General features: G+C 59.4%; 16 protein-coding genes. 12 read left to right on the top strand and 4 right to left on the bottom strand.

What is annotated here, in order from left to right; genetic code table 11:
• Window positions 1–316: 316 nt before the first annotated feature.
• Complete coding sequence (locus C8E00_RS03335) at window positions 317–1,588, top strand: ATP-binding protein (protein WP_133694446.1); 1,272 nt, start codon at window positions 317–319, stop codon at window positions 1,586–1,588.
• Window positions 1,589–1,605: 17 nt separating this feature from the next.
• Entirely contained in the window at window positions 1,606–2,145 is a 540-nt protein-coding gene (locus C8E00_RS03330; RefSeq protein WP_133694444.1) for a response regulator transcription factor, read from the top strand.
• Between the two features lie 12 nt (window positions 2,146–2,157).
• Here the strand turns inward: C8E00_RS03330 and C8E00_RS03325 are convergent, their stop codons facing one another.
• Window positions 2,158–2,934, bottom strand: coding sequence for a 3-hydroxybutyrate dehydrogenase (locus C8E00_RS03325; RefSeq protein WP_133694441.1), 777 nt, complete (start codon window positions 2,932–2,934; stop codon window positions 2,158–2,160).
• A gap of 137 nt (window positions 2,935–3,071) precedes the next feature.
• Between C8E00_RS03325 and C8E00_RS03320 the strand changes: the two genes are divergently transcribed.
• From C8E00_RS03320 to C8E00_RS03310, 3 genes are all read left to right on the top strand, one after another.
• On the top strand, window positions 3,072–3,905 hold the full coding sequence (locus C8E00_RS03320; RefSeq protein ID WP_133694438.1) for an inositol monophosphatase family protein: 834 nt from the start codon (window positions 3,072–3,074) through the stop codon (window positions 3,903–3,905).
• A gap of 120 nt (window positions 3,906–4,025) precedes the next feature.
• A complete protein-coding gene (locus tag C8E00_RS03315) occupies window positions 4,026–4,298 on the top strand; it encodes a GrxA family glutaredoxin (protein WP_133694436.1) in 273 nt (90 codons plus the stop codon).
• Window positions 4,299–4,445: 147 nt separating this feature from the next.
• Window positions 4,446–5,216 carry a VOC family protein gene (locus C8E00_RS03310; protein ID WP_133694434.1) on the top strand — a complete coding sequence of 257 codons (771 nt, stop codon included), beginning with the start codon at window positions 4,446–4,448 and terminating at the stop codon, window positions 5,214–5,216.
• A gap of 10 nt (window positions 5,217–5,226) precedes the next feature.
• Here the strand turns inward: C8E00_RS03310 and C8E00_RS03305 are convergent, their stop codons facing one another.
• Window positions 5,227–6,570, bottom strand: coding sequence for an MFS transporter (locus C8E00_RS03305; protein WP_133694431.1), 1,344 nt, complete (start codon window positions 6,568–6,570; stop codon window positions 5,227–5,229).
• 479 nt (window positions 6,571–7,049) lie between these two features.
• Here C8E00_RS03305 and C8E00_RS03300 point away from each other — a divergent pair, with 479 nt between their 5' ends.
• From C8E00_RS03300 to C8E00_RS03280, 5 genes are all read left to right on the top strand, one after another.
• Window positions 7,050–8,999, top strand: coding sequence for an acetoacetate--CoA ligase (locus C8E00_RS03300; RefSeq protein WP_133694429.1), 1,950 nt, complete (start codon window positions 7,050–7,052; stop codon window positions 8,997–8,999).
• An 85-nt stretch (window positions 9,000–9,084) separates the two neighbouring features.
• On the top strand, window positions 9,085–9,972 hold the full coding sequence (locus C8E00_RS03295) for an acyltransferase (protein ID WP_133694427.1): 888 nt from the start codon (window positions 9,085–9,087) through the stop codon (window positions 9,970–9,972).
• Window positions 9,918–10,793 carry a M23 family metallopeptidase gene (locus C8E00_RS03290; RefSeq protein WP_243833093.1) on the top strand — a complete coding sequence of 292 codons (876 nt, stop codon included), beginning with the start codon at window positions 9,918–9,920 and terminating at the stop codon, window positions 10,791–10,793. The genes C8E00_RS03295 and C8E00_RS03290 overlap by 55 nt, the downstream gene beginning before the upstream one ends.
• Window positions 10,794–10,891: 98 nt before the next feature.
• Entirely contained in the window at window positions 10,892–12,049 is a 1,158-nt protein-coding gene (locus C8E00_RS03285) for a glycosyltransferase family 4 protein (protein ID WP_133694425.1), read from the top strand.
• Window positions 12,021–12,587: a phosphatase PAP2 family protein gene (locus C8E00_RS03280; RefSeq protein ID WP_166638229.1), complete on the top strand. Its 567-nt coding sequence runs from the start codon at window positions 12,021–12,023 to the stop codon at window positions 12,585–12,587. Before C8E00_RS03285 ends, C8E00_RS03280 begins: the two co-directional genes overlap by 29 nt.
• Window positions 12,588–12,710: 123 nt before the next feature.
• On the opposite strand, the gene gcvT is transcribed toward C8E00_RS03280, so the two are convergent.
• Window positions 12,711–13,826 (bottom strand): glycine cleavage system aminomethyltransferase GcvT, encoded by a 1,116-nt coding sequence (gene gcvT / locus C8E00_RS03275; protein ID WP_133694422.1) that lies wholly within the window; start codon window positions 13,824–13,826, stop codon window positions 12,711–12,713.
• A gap of 56 nt (window positions 13,827–13,882) precedes the next feature.
• Window positions 13,883–15,268: an alanine/glycine:cation symporter family protein gene (locus C8E00_RS03270; protein ID WP_133694420.1), complete on the bottom strand. Its 1,386-nt coding sequence runs from the start codon at window positions 15,266–15,268 to the stop codon at window positions 13,883–13,885.
• A gap of 577 nt (window positions 15,269–15,845) precedes the next feature.
• Here C8E00_RS03270 and gcvH point away from each other — a divergent pair.
• On the top strand, window positions 15,846–16,241 hold the full coding sequence (gene gcvH, locus C8E00_RS03265) for a glycine cleavage system protein GcvH (RefSeq protein ID WP_133694418.1): 396 nt from the start codon (window positions 15,846–15,848) through the stop codon (window positions 16,239–16,241).
• 108 nt (window positions 16,242–16,349) lie between these two features.
• A complete protein-coding gene (gene gcvP, locus C8E00_RS03260; protein WP_133694415.1) occupies window positions 16,350–19,250 on the top strand; it encodes an aminomethyl-transferring glycine dehydrogenase in 2,901 nt (966 codons plus the stop codon).
• The last annotated feature ends 61 nt before the right edge of the window (window positions 19,251–19,311 follow it).

Below are 19,311 nucleotides of genomic sequence, written 5' to 3'. Positions count from 1 at the left end.
TTCGAGGTGCGGCGCATTCTACCGAATCCGGCGTCACTGTCAAGCGAGAAGTCTCGAGGCGAACCTGGAAATCTCAAGCAAGTCAGTCACTTGCGTCACCTTCACACCGCCGGCCACGAAGCCCGTCGCCGGCAGCGGATGCGTACTCTACGGATACAGCGCCGTGAACGCAAGGGGTTTTTCGTGCTGGCAAGACTGCCACGGCTCATATCGCAAGCAAGTAAGCTGGGGTGCGGCATTATCACCCTCCCCGTCCGGCTGTCGCCGTTGTCGCTATCGGTTATCATGCCTTTCGTATCGCATGTCGGGAGCTTCCATGCACCAGCCCTTACCTCTTTCCACCCCTAACCGCAACCTGGTACGGCTGACCATCGTGCGCGGCATCACGTGGACCGGTTTTCTAGGGGCGATCATCTTCGGGATCGAAATACTGGGCTTTCAGCTTCATGTCATGCCCGTCATTCTCGTCATCATCGCCATGGGACTGGTCAACGTCGCCACTTGGTGGCGACTGGGACGCCCGCGAGCCGTGACGGATACCGAGTATCTCGTTCATTTATTGACCGATGTGGGGGGATTGAGTCTCTTGTTCTATTACACAGGAGGCTCCACCAATCCTTTCATCACCTACTACCTGGTACCGGTGACCATCGCCGCGGCAACGCTCCCCTGGCGTTTTGCCTGGATCATTGCCGCCGCTTCCCTGGCCAGTTACACCACCATGATGCTGTTTTACGAACCCGTCCCACAGCTCAGCAACGGCTTTGTGGGTACCGGAATTCGCCTGCACATCATTGGCATGTGGCTGAACTTCGGTTTATCCGCTGGGCTGGTGACATTCTTCATCTTCAAGATGGCACATGCATTGCGACGGCGCGACCTCACGCTCTCGCGAACACGCGAGACAGCCTTGCGCAATGAGCAGGTGCTTGCCGTTGCCACACAGGCTGCCGGCACCGCTCATGAGCTGGGTACGCCGCTCTCGACCATGGCGGTGCTGCTTAGCGAGATGCGGCAAGACGCCCGCGACAACCCACTCCTCGTGGAGGATATCGACCTATTGCGGCAACAAGTCGATACCTGCAAAGCCCGCTTGCAGACGCTCGTGGCCAACGCAGATAGGCGGCGCTTGGCCAAGCCGGACATCGCCGCGGCTGAGACCTGGTTGCGCAATGTTTTGCAACGTTGGCTGGTGTTGCGACCCGACGTTAGCCACGACATCGATATACAAGGCAAGCGTGGCACGCCTTATATCGCGACCGACACTACGCTCGAACAAGCGATCATGAACTTGCTCAACAATGCCGCCGACGCCAATCCCTTGGATATTTCCATTCTTCTCGACTGGACGCAGGATGACGTCATCATCGACATTCGCGACCATGGGCCTGGCGTCTCGATGAATATCGCCGACCAGCTGGGCGAAACCTTCATTTCGACCAAGAGCAAAGGCATGGGGATCGGCCTGTTCCTGACACACGCCACGATCAACCGTTTCGGCGGCGGTGTCAGCCTCTACAATCACGAAGAAGGCGGCACGCTTACCGAGGTCAAGCTACCAAGAGCGACATCCGGCGCCCCCACCTGACAGCAAGGAGAACATTCATGTCAGCAGATGCCGAACGGCTACTGATCATCGACGACGACGAACAGTTTTGCCTGGTCATGGCCCGCGCCATGCGACGCAGAGGGTTCGACGTCGCCACCGCAATGACCGAAGAAGAAGCGTTGGCCAGCGTACGCCAAGCACCACCACACATGGCGACGCTCGATCTGAAGCTCGAGCATTCTTCGGGCCTCAAGCTACTCCCCGAATTGCTGACACTGGTTCCAGCGTGCCGCATTGTCGTGCTGACGGGTTACTCGAGCATCGCGACCGCCGTGGAGGCCATCAAGCTGGGTGCCGTCAATTATCTGTGCAAACCGGCCGACGCCGACGAAATACTGGCGTCTCTGGAACGAGAAGGCGGCGATCCTGACATCGACATCGCCGATAATCCACCTTCCGTCAACCGGGTTACCTGGGAGCATATTCAGAAGGTGCTACAGGAACACGATGGCAATATCTCCGCCACCGCACGTGCGCTGGGGATGCATCGCCGAACGCTTCAGCGGAAATTGCAAAAGCGCCCCGTGAGACGCTAATCAAGCATCCTGTTACTGCGCGGTCCACCCCAGGTCCATGCTCCAGCAGGCGCCGGTCACTGCACCGGCCTGCTCCGAGGCCAGATAACTGACCAGTGCCGCCACTTCGCCAGGCTCGATAAGGCGCTTGATGGCCGCACTTTTCAGCATCACCTCCTCGATCACCTGCTGCTCGTCCATGCCATTAAGACGTGCCTGATCCTCGATCTGGTTTTGCACCAAGGGGGTACGCACGTAGGCCGGACACAGGGCATTGACCGTGATGCCAGACTCACCGCCTTCCAGAGCCGCCGTTCGTGTCAGTCCGATCAAGCCATGCTTGGCACTGACATAAGCGGCCTTGCCGGGTGACGCCACCGTGGCATGGATAGATGCCATATTGATGACGCGTCCCCACTGCCCTCGACGCATGTACGGCCAGACCGCCTGCGTGAGCAAGAAAGGGGCCGTCAGCATGAGATCGATGATTTGACGCCACTTTGCTTCAGGAAAGTTTTCCAGTGCTTCCACATGCTGGATGCCTGCGTTGTTGACCAGTATATCGACATGCCCGAAACGCTTGATGGCTTCCGTCACCGCGCCACGGCACGCCTCCGGGTCAGTGAGGTCAGCTTGGTAGAAGACGGCCCCCGCCGCGTCTGCGATATCCACGCCTTGTGGGTTGGCATCCACCGCCAAGACTTGCAGCCCTTCTTGGCAAAACTGCTTGACCACCGCTTCACCGATACCGCTGGAACTGCCGGTCACGATCGCGACACGCGGATGGCCCGAACTGGATGGCGTTACCATGGCTCTCTCCTCGATGACGGGATGAACTGCGTTCAGAATAAGACGTGAGTTGCGGCGTATGCCAGCATCACTTACACCATACGGCAGGCCTGTTAAACTTAACGCCACGAACGTACGCATCAATCCCAGGAGACCACATGGAGCCTTCCCAACGGCTTGCCGAGGCCGAGCGCATCGCACGGCTGGCAGGAGAGCGCATCGTGGCGGCGCGCGAGTCGCAAGCGTTTCAGCAGCGCTACAAAAGTGGCGACGAGCTCGTGACAGACGCCGATGTCGAGATCGATCGGCTCATCGCCGCCGAGCTCGACACCCACTTTCACGACGATGCACGCCTGACGGAAGAAATTTCTCCGGATCGTGACGTGCTCGAGAGCAACGAAGCCCTATGGATTGTCGATCCCATCGACGGCACGGTGAATTTTGCCTATGGCCATCCGCATGTTGCGGTGTCCATCGCCTGGGTATCGGAAGGCAAGCCACGCTTGGGCGTCGTACATGCGCCCTTCCTGGGAGAAACGTTCACGGCGATACGCGGCGAAGGGGCTTGGCTGAACGGCGCTCCCATTGAGGTCAGCAAGGCGAGCGACTTGCCACGCAGCTTGGTTGCCACGGGATTCCCTTATCGCCGCGATGCGCGTGCTCCCTTGCTACGTCGCCTCACCGGCGTACTCACCAGTTGCCGTGACATACGCCGCAACGGATCGGCCGCCCTGGATCTGTGCCACGTCGCTTGCGGCCGTCTGGATGCGTATTATGAAAGTGTCTCGCCCTGGGATTTTGCTGCAGGCTTGTTGATCGCGCGCGAAGCGGGCGCCAAGACCGGCCATCTTTATCAATGCCCCGACCGCATCCCGACCGAGTTGTATGGGGAAAACATGCTAGTGAGTGCCCCCAGGATATATAATGCATTGCGTGACGTGCTGTTGAAATCCGATGAGGGCCGGCTGGACGAAATTGAGGCACAGGTTTGACGTGTCATAGAGCGTTCCAATAGCTTGCGTAGCAAGACTTCATTGGCAAGTTATCGACGTTTTCGAAACAATGGGATCAATTTTCATGGTCCACGAATCCCTCAATCAAAAGGAGCCTTTATGTTGACAGTGATTTTCGGCCGTCCCGGCTGCCCCTTCTGCGTGCGCGCCAAGGAACTCGCTGAACAGCTGAGCGAAGCACGCGATGACTTCGATTTCCGTTACATCGACATTCACGAAGAAGGCATTACCAAAGCCGACATGGAAAAGACCATCGGCAAGCCTGTCGAGACGGTACCGCAAATATTCATCGGTCAGACCCATATCGGCGGCTTTACCGAGTTCGATCAGCACGTCCGCGATAACGAACTCATGCCTGCCACTCAGGGCTAAGGTTCTCCTCAGCGTCAACAACGCATTCGTTGGCGCTGCCTTCCTTCTTCATCACTCCCCCTGCTTTTGAGCGTTGAATACGCATCCGCCTACGCCATGAGAAAGCACTATACTAAGTGCATTGCGACAGGAGGCGAGGTGTCAGTCATGCAACGCGATGAATTCCTGCAGCAATTGTGGCTCGACTATATCCATTGTCATCCCGATATAGGGGCCCTATCGCTCTGGCCACCCGAGTTGGGCGCCGAGTTCTGCGTGCTGGTGACACTCAATCGCGCACCCTACCAAGCACAGCGCTTGCTCCCAGCGCTTCATCATTTCGGCTATCGGCGTGTCGGAAATCACGCCATGGCTGATCGTGGCATACTGGCCAACGTGCTCAGTCCAGGCAATGACGATGCCTGGATCATCCTCATAGAGCTGCAGTTGGATACCTTGACCCACACGCCGCGTCACCACTTGGAGACGCTCATCAAACGCGCTCATCCGCAGGATAGTCGCGGCCAGAACCTGCTGACTCGAGGACGTCCCTGGCCCATGCCCGACTGGGCGACTTACCAGCAACTACAAGCAGCCCACCCACTTGCCGCCTGGCTGGCGATCATGGGGCCACGCATGCATCATGTCGGCTTCGACTGTCAGCGATCAGGGGGCGGTGATATCACCACATACGCCAGCATTATCGACGAGGCAGGCCTCAAACCCGGAGGTCGAGCGGATGCTCTTTTGCCGATCTCCCCTCTGCTCGAACATCGCTACTATGCATGCTGCACGCAACGCACCGTCTTTGCGGCGGGCGATGAACACCGCGTCGCCAGCGGTGGCCTTGCGCTCGTGCAGAAGCGACTGCCAGGAACACGCGAACGCGCGGCGGAGCTCTTGTTACCACAACACACACGCTGCGAACTCAACGCCTAGACGGTACCGATCATCGCGCCGCTTCCTCTGCTTCCGGCCGTGGCTCACTGCTTTCATAGGCCGCCCAATCGTCTTCGTAGGAAGGTTCGAAATCGAGCTCAAATTGCTGAGGCTCGAACCGGGGATCCATCTCACTGAGATAATGCGTCGACTCAACCATGGGCACGGCTGCCACATAAGGCTCTTGCGCCACTTCCGACGGGACGCCCTTGGTGCCATGAAGCCTGACCATGACGAACATTGCCAGCGCCAGCGCGGCCCCGCCCAAGAATAGCCATAGCCCGTCTGGACCGGTCACCTCCATGATCAACGAAGCGCTATAAGGCCCGATAACCGAGCCGATCCCATACCAGATCAACAGCTTCGCATTGGCCTGGATGGTTTCCTCGGGATCGAGCCAATCGTTGGTGTGCGACAGGCTCAAGGAATAGAGCGTGTGCAACATCGCGGTATGGAAGCAAGCCACCACCAGCAACACCCAGAAGTCGAATCTCGCCGCCACCGAAATCATGACCCCGGTCACGGCCATGACCAGGGCCATGAAGAGAATTACCTTGCGGCGATCAAAACGATCGGAAATACGCCCCAGCGTCCATTGCGCCACTAGCGCCACCAGGGTCGTGATCGCCATGAATTGCGCCGTTTGTGCGGTCGACAGGCCAATTTCCTGCCCATAGAAAGGCGTCATGGCAAAGAACGCTTGAACCATCAACCCTGCGGTGAAGGCCCCCACCAGCCCGACCGGCGCACGGCGGTATAATTCCCGTAGCGAGATTTTGCTGGAAACCTCATGCGATGAACGCGTCGGGCCATGTATGCGGTGAATCGACAACGGCACCAGCGACAGCGTGAAAAGGATCCCCGAGACCGAAAACAGTACGAATGTCGCTGGATCGGCGACATTGAGCAGCCATTGCCCAACCGCCAGGGACGAGGTCGAAATGACCAGGTACCAACCCAGCACCCGGCCTCGGTTATCGTTCGTCGATTCCCCCGATACCCAGGACTCCATCACCATCAGCAAGCCTGCCGTCGCCGCGCCGCCGAACAAGCGCCACAGCAGCCATGCCCAAGGATCCACCCATAACCCATGCAGCATCGCCGTCGCCGCCAGCACGGCCGCACAGGCCGCGAAAACACGAATATGGCCTACCGTACGGATGCGTTTCTCGATCAGATAGCTGCCGATCACGAATCCCAACGAGAAGCTCGACATCAACAAGCCCGCCATCTGGGAGGGAAAACCCTCCAGCGACATGCGCACCCCAAGCAACGTCATGATCAGGCCATGACCAAGCAAGAAACTGATTTCACTGAGAAATAGAATGGGCAGGGTTGCGGGCAAGCTGCGCAAATCGACCTCCTGGCGATAATAGCGTATGAATTCGGCATGCCTTCTTGAGACACGCCCGGACACTGCAATGGGCAAGCGCACTAGTCTACCTGCTAGCGCGCAGGACGACACCTACTCCTGGATATCACGGCCCTTCCATCCAGCGTAGAAGGTCAGACATGTCCCTTTCAGGGGATGAGAAAAGTCATCCACAAAAACTGTGGATAACGCTGTGCATGAGCGATGGCGAAGACGCCATGTCGGCTTGTCGTTTCCCACCTCGTCTTGGATTGGTCAGATTTTCATCATCTCTCTGTCATCGTCACGCCGAACGCACACACCGTGCTATCGCACTCCCCTTTCGTCGAGTGGACAACACCTTATCGACTTGTTTTTAATACCCTCATGGTGCATTGCAACATCGTCGCGCGGCCTCGTCATGCCGCTCCATGTGACGTAGCCCGAAAAATAGACGTCGACGCAGATGACTCGGAGGCCACATGACCACGCCCCTTTGGGAGCCGTCGACGACGGCCAGACAAAGCACGCAAATGCATGCACTGATGCAGCGCATCGATCGTGAGTACGGTACGTCTTTGACGGACTACGAGGCACTGCATGCCTGGAGCGTCGAACACCTGGACACCTTCTGGGGGCTCCTGTGGGATGAGTTCGACATTGTCGCCGAGCAGCGTGGCGATGACGTTCTGGTCCGTCCCGATGCCATGCCCGGCGCACGCTGGTTTCCGCACGCACGCTTGAACTATGCCGCCAACATGTTGCGCCGGCGTGACCAACACCCTGCCTTGATCGTTCGCGATGAACGCCTGCGACGGCGCGTCATCAGCTATGCCGAGTTATACGACAATGTCGCCAAGCTAGCCCACGCACTCCAGGCCAGCGGTGTCACGGAAGGCGACCGCGTCGCCGGCTTCGTGCCCAACAGCGAACATGCCATCATCGCCTTGCTTGCTACGGCCAGCCTCGGGGCGGTGTGGTCGTCGTGCTCACCAGAATTCGGCTTCAATGGCGTATTGGATCGCTTCGGGCAAATCGCTCCCAAGGTATTGATCGCCACCGATGGCTATACCTGGAACGGCAAGGCCATCGATACGCGAGAGCGCATCGCCGATATTGCCAATGCCATCGACTCGCTAAAGCATGTCGTGGTTTTTCCCTTCCTTGAAGACGCGCCGCGCCTCGATGACATCCCCCGGGCCATCGCCTGGGCCGACTATCTGGATAATGACGCCAGCGAAATCGACTTCCAGGCACTGCCCTTCGATCATCCGCTTTACATTCTCTATTCCTCGGGCACCACAGGTGTCCCCAAATGCATCATCCACTCGGCGGGCGGCGCGCTGCTGCAACACCTCAAAGAGCATCGCCTGCATACCGATATCGACGCCGACGATGTCTTTTTCTATTACACCACCTGTGGCTGGATGATGTGGAACTGGCTGGTGTCCGGCCTCGGCTCCGGCGCCACTCTAGTGCTCTTCGACGGGTCACCGTTTGCACCGCATGCCGAGACGTTATGGCGCATCGCCAGCGACGAAGGCGTCACGGTCTTCGGCACCAGCGCGAAATACCTCTCGGCCTGTGACAAGGAAGGCTTGACGCCTCGCACGCAAGTGGATCTTTCACGGCTACGAGCACTACTCTCCACCGGTTCGGCGTTACCCCATGAATCGTTCGATTACGTCTATGACGCAATCAAGCACGATCTCATGCTGGCGTCGATTTCCGGGGGAACGGATATCGTATCCTGCTTCGCGTTGGGCTGTCCGATCCGCCCCGTCTACCGTGGCGAACTGCAATGCCGCGGACTCGGCATGGCCGTCGATGTTTTCGATGATCACGGACGAAGCCTCACTAACGAAAAAGGCGAACTCGTCTGTAAGCGTCCCTTTCCTTCCATGCCCACCGGCTTCTGGAACGACCCCGATGGCGAGCGTTACCGTGAGGCTTACTTCTCGACATTCCCAGGTACCTGGGCACATGGCGACTACGCCGAACTGACACCCCATGGCGGCGTCATCATCCATGGGCGTTCGGATGCCGTTCTCAACCCAGGTGGCGTGCGTATCGGCACCGCCGAGATCTACCGACAAGTCGAAAAGGTCGACGGCGTACTTGAGTCGCTATGTATCGGCCAAGCCTGGCAGAACGACGTGCGCGTGATCCTTTTCGTCCGTATGCGTCCGCAGGTCATACTTGACGACGCCAAACGTGACGAAATCCGGCGCACGATACGCTTGCACACGACCCCACGCCACGTCCCCGCCAAGATCATCGCTGTGGAGGACATCCCCCGCACCCTGTCGGGGAAGATCGTCGAAGTCGCCGTACGTAACGTCGTCCATGGCGAGCCGGTCAAGAATCGCGATGCGTTGGCCAACCCCGAAGCCCTTGAGCTTTTCGTCGATCTCCCTGAGCTCGCCGAATGATACGCACGTCATCGCCTTGTCCGAGACTGGGCAGCCGCTACGCGATCCAGTAGCATGAGCTGCCAAGTCATTGAAGGAGAACGGCATGGCGACCCTCAAGGGGCTGACAAGCGTGCTGTTGCTGATTGCCAATACGCTTTTCTGGGGCGTACCGCTTTACCTGCTGACGCTCACCAAGCTCGTAACGCCGACGCGCCGCTTGCGGGTACGCCTACTGGCAGGCCTCAACGCCATCGCCCTGGCCTGGATCGCTACCAACAACTGGTGGATCCGTCATTGGCTCAAGCCAGACATCACCGCGCACGTACCCGAGGGACTAGCGCCCAGCCAGTGGTGGCTGGTCATCGCCAACCACCGAAGCTGGACGGACATCTTCGTCATGCAGTACGTGCTGTACGGACGAACCTCGATGCCCAAGTTCTTTCTCAAGCGTGAACTGATCTTCGTTCCGATCATCGGCCTTGCCTGGTGGGCACTCGAGTTTCCTTTCATGCGTCGATATGCGCGCAGCGAGCTTAGCAAGCGACCGCAGTTGGCCGAACGCGATCGCCTTGCAACGCAGCGCATGTGCGAGCGAGCGCGGGAGATGCCGATGACGATCTACAACTTCGTCGAGGGCACCCGCTTCACGCCCGCCAAGCGCGATCACCAAGCGAGTCCCTATCAGCATCTGCTGCGCCCCAAGGCCGGCGGGACCGCACAGGTGATACGTCTAATGGGCGACCGCCTGAGCGGCATCCTGGACGTCACGCTTCATTACCGCCATGCGACCCCGAACTTCTGGCATTTCCTGTGCGGTCGCGAACTCCCCATACACATGGAGGCGCGCCAACTGAGCGTGCCCGATTGGATGAGCAATGGCGACTATCATCTGGACACGGATTACAAGGAACGCTTTCATTCATGGCTGAATGCGCTATGGGAGGAAAAGGATCGTGCGCTCGCGTCGTTTCCCTCCTCCTCTTTGTCCTGATACTTGCCGGCTGCGCCGGCGGTCCTGGCGCCGGTGGCTACCGAGGCGGTCACATCGCGGGCAACTGGATATCCATTCAACGGGGTGACACGCTCGGCGAGATTGCCAAGCGTGCCAATATCCCGCTCTTGCGTTTGCAACGTTTCAATCCAGGCGTCGATGCTCGGCGGCTTGCTATCGGGCAACGCATCCTCGTCCCGACACGACGTGAACGCGCTCCCAGTGGCGGTCCCTACCGGTACCAGGTTCGCCCAGGCGACACCTTTACCAGTATCGCGCGTCTTTTTGACGGCAATCCTCGCCGCCTGCAGGCAGCCAATCCCAATACCGACGCCAATGCCTTACGCGTCGGGCAATTGATCCAGGTCCCTCTCTCAGGGGGCTCCCAGCCATCCCCTCCCTCGCCACGCAGTCGCCAGCTACCCGACCCTGGCGCCATGCCATCCAGTGCCAAAGACTGGCGCTGGCCACTCGACGACTACAAGATTTCGCGGCGCTATGGTACCGATGCACACGGCACCCTCCAGCCCATGCTGCTATCCGCCCCCAGCGACAGCCAAGCCCGTGCTGTCGCCGATGGTACCGTACGCTTTGCCAACAGCATGCGGCAGCTGGGGCGCGTGGTCATCATCCACCATGCCGACAACATGCAAAGCGTCTATGCGCTCTGCAAACGCCTTCTCGTCGAGGATGGCGATCATGTCACGCAAGGCACCCCAGTCTGTGATATCGGCTACCGACACGCTACCGGTCGTGACGACTTGTTGTTCGATGTGCGCCACGGTGGCAAGCCTGTCGACCCGGAGCGCGTGCTACGCTGAAGGAGCAGCACGACATCGAATCATCACGGCAATGACGCACGGCTGTCATGACGGTGTCCCAGTCTGACGATGTCTCGATATGACACGGAGGGCGCATCATGCGAGTCGCATTGGTCAGTGAAACCTGGACCCCCGAAATCAATGGTGTGGCACATACGCTGGGACACTTGGCGCAATACCTCGTTGGCCGCGGTGTCACCCTGCAACTGATAAGGCCGAAGCCGCCATCGGGCGGTCGTGAAGGCCGTGCCGAACGTGACATGCAAGTGCGTGCGTTTTCCCTTCCCGGTTATGCAGGTGTCCATGTCGGGGCGCCCGATTGGCGGCGCTTGTCCCGCCTATGGCGCCAGTCACGTCCCGACGTGATCTACATCGCCACCGAGGGCCCGCTCGGCTGGGCTGCACTGGCCACGGCACGCCACTTGTCGATTCCCGTCGTAGGTGGCTTTCACACCAATTTCGATCAATACGCTGCCAACTACCATTTGCGTGCCCTCAGCGGTATCGTCACCGCTGGCCTACGCTATTTCCACAATCGTTGTCACATGACGTTGGTACCCACGCGCCTGCAGGCCGACCGCCTGCTGCAACGTGGCTTCCGGCATGTCGACATTCTGGGCCGAGGCATCGATGCCGAGCGCTTCGCCCCTACGCGGCGTGATGCTCAACTCAGAGCGCGTTGGGGCGCCGACGACCATCGGCCCGTCGCACTCTATGCGGGACGCCTCGCCGCCGAAAAGAATACTCGCCTACTGGTCCGCGCGCTGCGCGAGATGCAATTCGTCCAACCGAACGTCATTCCTGTACTGGTGGGGGATGGCCCCGAGCGGTCACGTCTCGAACGGCAACTGCCAGACGCTATTTTCACTGGATTTCTCACAGGAGAAGCCTTGGCCCAGCACTACGCCAGTGCCGATATGTTTCTATTTCCTTCGCACTCCGAGACATACGGCAATGTCGTGCCTGAAGCCATGGCCAGCGGCCTCCCCGTCGTGGCATTCGACCAGGCAGCCGCCAGCGAATTGATCGCCGATAACCACGAAGGACGCCTCATCGATGCCAACGACGACGACGCCTTCGTGCAGGCCGCCGTCGATTTCTGTCTCCAACCCGCCTCCCGCGCCCGCATGGGGCGTGCCGCCCGCGAGAAGGTCGTCCACCAGCGCTGGGACCTGATCGGCGAGCGCTTTTTCACCTATTTGACGCTGACGGCCCAGGAGACGCAGCATGCGCTCACGACCCCTCACCATGTTTGATCGGCTCGACACCCTCGAATGGCAGCTATGCCAGCGTATCGCCCTGCTCAGTCATCGGCGTCTAGTGTATGGGGTGTTCCGGTTCTGCAGCCGAGCCGGAGATTGGCCGGCCTGGGTCGCCCTTGCCCTGCTGCAACCGGTCCTGCATGGCCAGGCGGGATGGCGTCTGACGTTGATATGGGGCCTATGTGCCGCGACTGGGGCGGCTTTCTATCGCTTCCTCAAGACACGCCTGTGTCGAGAGCGCCCTTACATCACCTTCTCGAGCATTCCCTGCACGATGCCACCGCTGGACCGCTACAGCTTTCCCAGCGGCCACACGTTGCATGCCGTCATGTTCTGCACGCTGTCAGCAGCGTCGTCCCCCTGGCTGCTCGTGATGGTCTTGCCGTTGAGCGTCCTCATCGCCGCCTCGCGGGTCATTCTCGGTCTGCACTACGTGAGCGACGTTGCCGCAGGCGCCATACTGGGATTCGGCATTGCGCAGGCAGGACTCTGGATCGCCCTGCGGAGTCAATGGCTGCCTCTTCCTGCCTGAGGACGCACACCTTTTCTCCTTTGCAGTGCTTCTGGCATATCATGTGAAAAAGCCTCGAGCATTGATCGAGGCTTGAAAAAGAAAGATAACGGTATAAAGTATTCTTCAATACTTGGTTTAAGACTACCCGCGATAGTAGTTGGCAGGCACGAACGGCATGCGCGTCACCTGCATGGGCAAGCGCTTGCCACGGACATCCGCATACAGGGTCGTCTCCAACGCAGCAAACTCGATATCCACATACGCCATGGCAACCGGCTTTCCAAGGGTCGGCCCGAAACTCCCCGATGTCACACGGCCCACATGACGATCCTCGGCGCTATAAAGCGGAGTGCCCTCTCGCACCGGCGCTCGTCCTTCGCCCAACAGACCGATACGCTTTCGAGTTATCTGCTTCGTATCGATCTGCGGCAGGATGACATCGGCTCCCGGAAAGCCTCCCTCACGATCGCCACCGATACGTCGGGATTTGCCCACGGCCCAGATCAGACTCGCCTCGGCAGGTGTCGTCTGGGTATCCAGGTCATGCCCATACAGACACAGCCCGGCTTCCAGGCGCAGCGAGTCACGTGCGCCCAGGCCGATGGGCTCGACTTCCGGCTGATCGACCAGCCACTTGGCCAGCTGCTCGGCAGCATCCACAGGCACGGAGATTTCGAACCCGTCCTCACCGGTATAACCGCTGCGGCTGATCCACAACTCGCTACCGAGCGCCTCGAATCGGCCATGATGCATGAAGACGAGGTCGCATGCCTGGGGACACAAGCGCGCCATGACGTCTTTGGCTTGCGGTCCCTGTAATGCCAGCAGGGCGCGGTCGAGCACTTCAACTTGATGCTCAGCATCCAGCCCGATACGCAGATGGGTCACATCCTGGTCCTTGCATGCCGCATTGACGACGACATAAAGATCTTGACCACGATTGACGATCATCAGGTCATCGAGAATACCGCCCTCATTGCCGGTAAAGAGTGCATAGCGCTGCATTCCCGCCGGCAAGTCCACGATATCCGCCGGCACCAACGTTTCAATGGCACGCGCTGGCGACGGTCCGGAGACAATGAGCTGCCCCATGTGCGATACATCGAATAGACCGCACGCCTGGCGCGTATGCTCATGCTCTTTCTTGACGCCCAAAGCATATTGCACCGGCATGCTATAACCGGCAAAAGGCACCATTTTAGCGCCGAGCGAGACATGCATGTCGTTCAGCGGCGTCTGGTGAAGGTCGTCGGACATCATCGCTTCCTCGTCGTTATCCATGAAGGGGCGACGCCCCGTCGCCCCGAGATTGGTCAGCGTTTATCGTCCAAATCTTCACCGGGCAAGACGGTCTTGCCGGCAAAGTGATCGCTGGTGAGCTTGAAGACCACCGGAGAAAGAAGGGCCAAGGCAATCAGGTTGGGAATCGCCATCATGGCATTGAAGACGCTGGCCATGAGCCAGACGAAATCCAGTGGCGCGACGGCCCCGACGAGAATCGCCAGAATATAAACCACCCGGTAGATCTTGATCGATGCGACACCGAACAGATATTCGAAGCACTTTTCACCATAGAAAGCCCACCCCAGGATGGTCGTGAAAGCGAACACCGCCAGCGCAAAGGACACCACATACTGACCGATGCCGGGAAGCGCACCGTCGAAGGCCATTGCGGTCAACGCCGCACCGGTTTCACCGGATGTCCACTCGGTGCTGGTCAAGATCGCCAACGCAGTGATCGAGCACACGATAATGGTATCGATGAACGTTCCCAGCATCGCCACGAGCCCTTGGCGAACCGGGTTCTTGGTCTGTGCCGCCGCATGGGCGATCGGTGCACTGCCCAGTCCCGCTTCATTGGAAAACACGCCACGTGCCACGCCATATTGAATCGCCTTGGCCACGGCGGCGCCTGCAAACCCGCCCGCGGCGGACACCGGCGTAAAGGCATGGCCGAAAATCAATCCCAGCGCGGCGCCGACATGCTCGATATTGATGATCAGCACCAACAAGCCACAGATGATATAGGCGATCGCCATGACCGGCACCAGCTTGCCGGCCACCTTGGCTATACGCTTGATCCCACCGAGAATCACCGCGCCTGCCAGCAACATGATGATCACACCGGTCAGCCAATGGGGCATGCCCAGTGATTCACTGAGGCCATCGGCGACCGAGTTGGACTGCACGGTATTGCCGATCCCGAAGGCGGCCACCGCCCCGAAAAAGGCAAACAATCCCCCTAGCCAGGCCCATTTTTTGCCCAGCCCGTTGCGGATGTAATACATCGGCCCGCCAACGTGATCACCGGCCGCATCGACCTCGCGATAGCGCACCGCCAATACCGCTTCAGAAAACTTCGTCGCCATGCCTACCAGTGCCGTTATCCACATCCAGAACACGGCGCCGGGTCCCCCCAGGAAGATGGCAGTGGCGACCCCCGCGATGTTACCGGTACCCACGGTGGCCGAAAGCGATGTCATCAACGCATTGAAGGGAGAAATTTCCCCCTCATCCTCATCGCCCTTCTCGGCTTTACGTCCTTTCCAGAGCAGGCCGAACCCCGCGCCCAATTTGCGAATGGGCAGCAGCTTGAGCCCCAACTGTAGATAGACCCCCACCCCCAACAGCAAGATGAGCATCAAGGGGCCCCATACGACATTATTGATGGCGCTGAATACCGCATTGAGTGTTTCCACGAGATGTCCTCCCAGACATTTGTTGTTATCCAGCGCAGAGTCTGCACTGTCGTCGATTGCATTGATTCAAAAAGATAACCGCCAGCCCCCTCTGGACTTTAGCGGATCAGCTTGGCATTTCGCCATACTAACAGAACAACATGACGCATCAAGTGCTATGAACAGAAATCTCGTCGCTTACTCGCACCGTCATGCAGGCAAAGACACGAGCACAACAAGTTTCTTATTAGAAACGCAGGCTAATCGCTGTCTCTTGGCTTGGCAACCGCAAGACATCGCGCCTTGCCCTCTCTGAACCGCTGGCTAGCCGCTGCACTTTCGATGCACGTGGGCGCCCCTCATGCGCGAGCTCATCACAGCCATGCGAGGGACTGTGCCTGAGGTCCACCACATGCGCGAGCTTATAGGCAGCATGGCTTTTTGCTGGACGCTCGTCGCTATCCTGTCCACCCTTAGTGAGCGGTCGAGCCAAATGGCATGAAGAATTGCATGACGACGATGCCAAGGGCGAATCAATGAGGCATAATGGCACTCACATTCCCCAAATCAGAAAATCTTTTCGTATAGGAAAATAACGATGAGCCACATCCCTGCCAACCTTCGCTATACCGACAGCCACGAATGGGTCCTCGATAACAACGACGGCACTGTCACGATCGGCATCACCGATCATGCCCAGGAATCCCTGGGAGACGTCGTCTTCGTCGAGCTCCCTGAAACGGGCCGGCAACTCGATGCCGGCGAAGAATTTGGTGTCATCGAATCCGTCAAGGCCGCTTCCGACCTCTACTTACCGCTGAGCGGTGAAATCGTCGCCGTCAATGAATCACTCGAGGACGCTCCGGAAGCCGTCAACGACAACCCTTATGAGGACGGCTGGATCATCAAGCTCAAGCTCGCCGAACCCGACGCGCTCGATGCACTGCTCGATGCCACTGCGTATGACGCACTCGTCAGCGCCGAGGAAGGCTGACGCGCCTCGTACGTCGAACGTGTCTTGTTCTGTCGGCGGCCCTAAGCGTTACGTGTCGCCGCTTCGTGTCGAACCGGGCTCGACCGCCCGCCACCGCTTGAGGCTTTCATGGCAAACGACAACCGCAGCCTGGCCGAACTGGCCAATCACGACGACTTCTTGACGCGCCACAACGGGCCTGACGAGGACGATGTCCAGCACATGCTGGCGACATTGGGCCTTCCCGATATCGAATCGTTGATGCTCAAGACGCTTCCCAGCGATATCCGGCTGGAACGCCCACTCTCCTTGGAAGAGCCGCGTGGCGAAGCGGAAGCGCTGACCTATCTCAAGCAGTTGGCACGTCAGAACAAGACCTTCAAGAACTACATCGGCCAAGGCTACTATCCCACGCATCTACCCGCCGTGATCCAGCGCAACGTGCTGGAGAACCCCGGCTGGTACACGGCTTACACCCCCTATCAGCCAGAAATCGCCCAAGGACGCCTGGAAGGCCTGCTGAACTTCCAGCAAGTGGTCATGGACTTGACCGGCATGCCGATCGCCAACGCGTCCCTGCTCGACGAGGCGACGGCTGCTGCTGAAGCCATGGCCCTGTGCCGTCGCGCCAACAAGAAGGCCAAGACCGAGCGCTTCTTCGTGGCAGACGATGTGCTGCCCCAGACCCTCGATGTCCTGCGTACCCGCGCCGCCTATTTCGGTTTCGAGCTCATCGTCGCGCCCGCCGAAACGCTGGCCGATCACGAGGTCTTCGGCGCATTGCTGCAATATCCGGGAGCCACCGGGGAAGTGCGCGATCTCGCAGAACAACTCGAAGCGGCCCGACAACGGCGCATCATGACCTGTGTCGCCACTGACCTGATGAGCCTGGTACTACTCAAGGAACCCGGCGCCCTGGGCGCGGATATCGTCGTGGGCAGTTCCCAGCGTTTCGGTGTGCCCATGGGATACGGCGGCCCGCATGCGGCGTTTTTCGCCGCTAGCGACGCCCTCAAGCGCTCGCTGCCCGGACGCATCATCGGTGTTTCCAAGGATAGCCGCGGTCAGCGCGCCTTGCGCATGGCCATGCAAACGCGCGAACAGCATATCCGCCGCGAGAAAGCGACCTCCAACATCTGTACCGCTCAGGCATTGCTCGCCAACATCGCCGGCTTCTATGCGGTCTATCACGGTGCCGAGGGGCTGCGCACCATCGCCACGCGGATCCATCGCCTGACGACCATTCTCGCCGAGGGGCTCAAACGCCACGGCGTGACACTCGTCCACGACAGCTGGTTCGACACGCTCACCCTGGCGGGGCTCGATCACGGCCAGGTGCACGGCCGCAGCATGGCGCACGAAATCAACCTGCGCTACGACACCAATGGCCATATCGGTATCAGCCTCGACGAGACCACCACGGCGGCCGACGTCGCCACACTGTTCGACGTGTTGCTGGGTGACGAACATGGACTGTCGGTACGCGAGCTCGATCACCATGTTCACGCTCAGGGCATGACCGGCATCCCCACCGCTTGCGCACGGGAAAGCGGTTTTCTCTCCCACCCCACGTTCAAGCGCTATCGCAGCGAAACCGAGATGCTGCGTTACCTCAAGCGCCTCGAGAACAAGGATCTCTCGCTTACCCACGCCATGATTCCCTTGGGCTCATGCACCATGAAGCTCAATGCCACCAGTGAAATGATTCCCATCAGCTGGCCGGAATTCGCCCATATCCACCCCTTCGCGCCTCAGGATCAAGTCGCCGGTTACAAGCAGATGATCGACGAGCTCTCGGCATTTCTCGTCGAGATCACGGGCTACGACACGATTTCCATGCAGCCCAACTCCGGCGCACAGGGTGAGTACGCGGGCCTGGTCGCCATTCGGCGCTACCAGAAATCACAAGGTCAAGGTCATCGCGATATTTGCCTGATTCCCAGCTCGGCCCACGGCACCAACCCGGCGTCTGCCGCCATGGCACAGATGAAGGTCGTCGTGGTCGAATGCGACAACGACGGCAACATCGATATCGACGACCTGCGCAGCAAGGCCGACAAGCACCGCGACGCGCTATCGGCGATCATGCTCACCTACCCGTCGACGCACGGCGTGTTCGAGGAAAGCATCAGCGAAGCCTGCCGTATCGTGCACGACAACGGTGGCCAGGTGTATATCGACGGCGCCAACATGAACGCCCAGGTCGGACTCTGCCGACCAGGGGATTTCGGCGGTGACGTGTCGCACCTCAACCTGCACAAGACATTCTGCATTCCACATGGCGGCGGCGGTCCCGGCATGGGGCCCATCGGTGTCAAGGCACATCTAGCCGCGTTCGTGCCCAACCATGTCATCACGCCTCTGCCGGGTGTCGACACGGCTTCCGGCGCGGTCTCGGCGGCGGCCTACGGCTCGGCGTCGATCCTGCCGATCTCCTGGGCCTATATCAAAATGATGGGCGGGCGCGGCATGAAACGCGCCACAGAGCTGGCAATACTCAATGCCAACTACATCGCCAAGCGTCTCGAGGCACACTACCCGGTGCTTTATAAAGGCCGTAACGGCACCGTCGCCCATGAATGCATTCTGGATGTCCGTTCGCTCAAGACGGCTTCTGGCATTAGCGAGGAAGACATCGCCAAGCGCTTGATGGACTATGGCTTCCACGCCCCGACGATGTCCTTCCCCGTGGCCGGCACCTTGATGGTCGAGCCGACCGAATCGGAATCGCGCTATGAAATCGACCGCTTCTGCGATGCCATGATCGCCATTCGTGACGAAATTCGGCGCGTGGAAACCGGGGAATGGCCCGCGGATAACAATCCCTTGTCCATGGCGCCGCACACGCAGGCCGACTTGATGGCCGACGACTGGGGACGGCCGTATTCGCGTGAACTGGGCGCCTTTCCCACCGAGGCCACCAAAGCCGCCAAGTATTGGCCGACGGTCAATCGCGTCGACAACGTTCATGGTGACCGCAACCTCATCTGCAGTTGCCCGCCCATCGAGGCATATCGCGACGGCGACTGAGCTCGATTAGCGCCCACGACGCCATAGCAAAACGGCCCCACCAAGACGCACCTTGGTGGGG

Source organism: Chromohalobacter marismortui (genome assembly GCF_004364315.1).
In the GTDB taxonomy this organism is placed as follows: domain Bacteria; phylum Pseudomonadota; class Gammaproteobacteria; order Pseudomonadales; family Halomonadaceae; genus Chromohalobacter; species Chromohalobacter marismortui.
The sequence above is the reverse complement of the archived record's forward strand: the minus strand, read 5'-3'. Positions and strand labels throughout refer to the sequence as shown.

Coding starts and splice junctions, on each gene's coding strand:
- C8E00_RS03335 (WP_133694446.1), top strand. CDS start 317: ATGCACCAGCCCTTACCTCTTTCCACCCCTAACCGCAACCTGGTACGG.
- C8E00_RS03330 (WP_133694444.1), top strand. CDS start 1,606: ATGTCAGCAGATGCCGAACGGCTACTGATCATCGACGACGACGAACAG.
- C8E00_RS03325 (WP_133694441.1), bottom strand. CDS start 2,934: ATGGTAACGCCATCCAGTTCGGGCCATCCGCGTGTCGCGATCGTGACC.
- C8E00_RS03320 (WP_133694438.1), top strand. CDS start 3,072: ATGGAGCCTTCCCAACGGCTTGCCGAGGCCGAGCGCATCGCACGGCTG.
- C8E00_RS03315 (WP_133694436.1), top strand. CDS start 4,026: ATGTTGACAGTGATTTTCGGCCGTCCCGGCTGCCCCTTCTGCGTGCGC.
- C8E00_RS03310 (WP_133694434.1), top strand. CDS start 4,446: ATGCAACGCGATGAATTCCTGCAGCAATTGTGGCTCGACTATATCCAT.
- C8E00_RS03300 (WP_133694429.1), top strand. CDS start 7,050: ATGACCACGCCCCTTTGGGAGCCGTCGACGACGGCCAGACAAAGCACG.
- C8E00_RS03295 (WP_133694427.1), top strand. CDS start 9,085: ATGGCGACCCTCAAGGGGCTGACAAGCGTGCTGTTGCTGATTGCCAAT.
- C8E00_RS03290 (WP_243833093.1), top strand. CDS start 9,918: ATGGGAGGAAAAGGATCGTGCGCTCGCGTCGTTTCCCTCCTCCTCTTT.
- C8E00_RS03285 (WP_133694425.1), top strand. CDS start 10,892: ATGCGAGTCGCATTGGTCAGTGAAACCTGGACCCCCGAAATCAATGGT.
- C8E00_RS03280 (WP_166638229.1), top strand. CDS start 12,021: ATGCGCTCACGACCCCTCACCATGTTTGATCGGCTCGACACCCTCGAA.
- gcvT (WP_133694422.1), bottom strand. CDS start 13,826: ATGTCCGACGACCTTCACCAGACGCCGCTGAACGACATGCATGTCTCG.
- gcvH (WP_133694418.1), top strand. CDS start 15,846: ATGAGCCACATCCCTGCCAACCTTCGCTATACCGACAGCCACGAATGG.
- gcvP (WP_133694415.1), top strand. CDS start 16,350: ATGGCAAACGACAACCGCAGCCTGGCCGAACTGGCCAATCACGACGAC.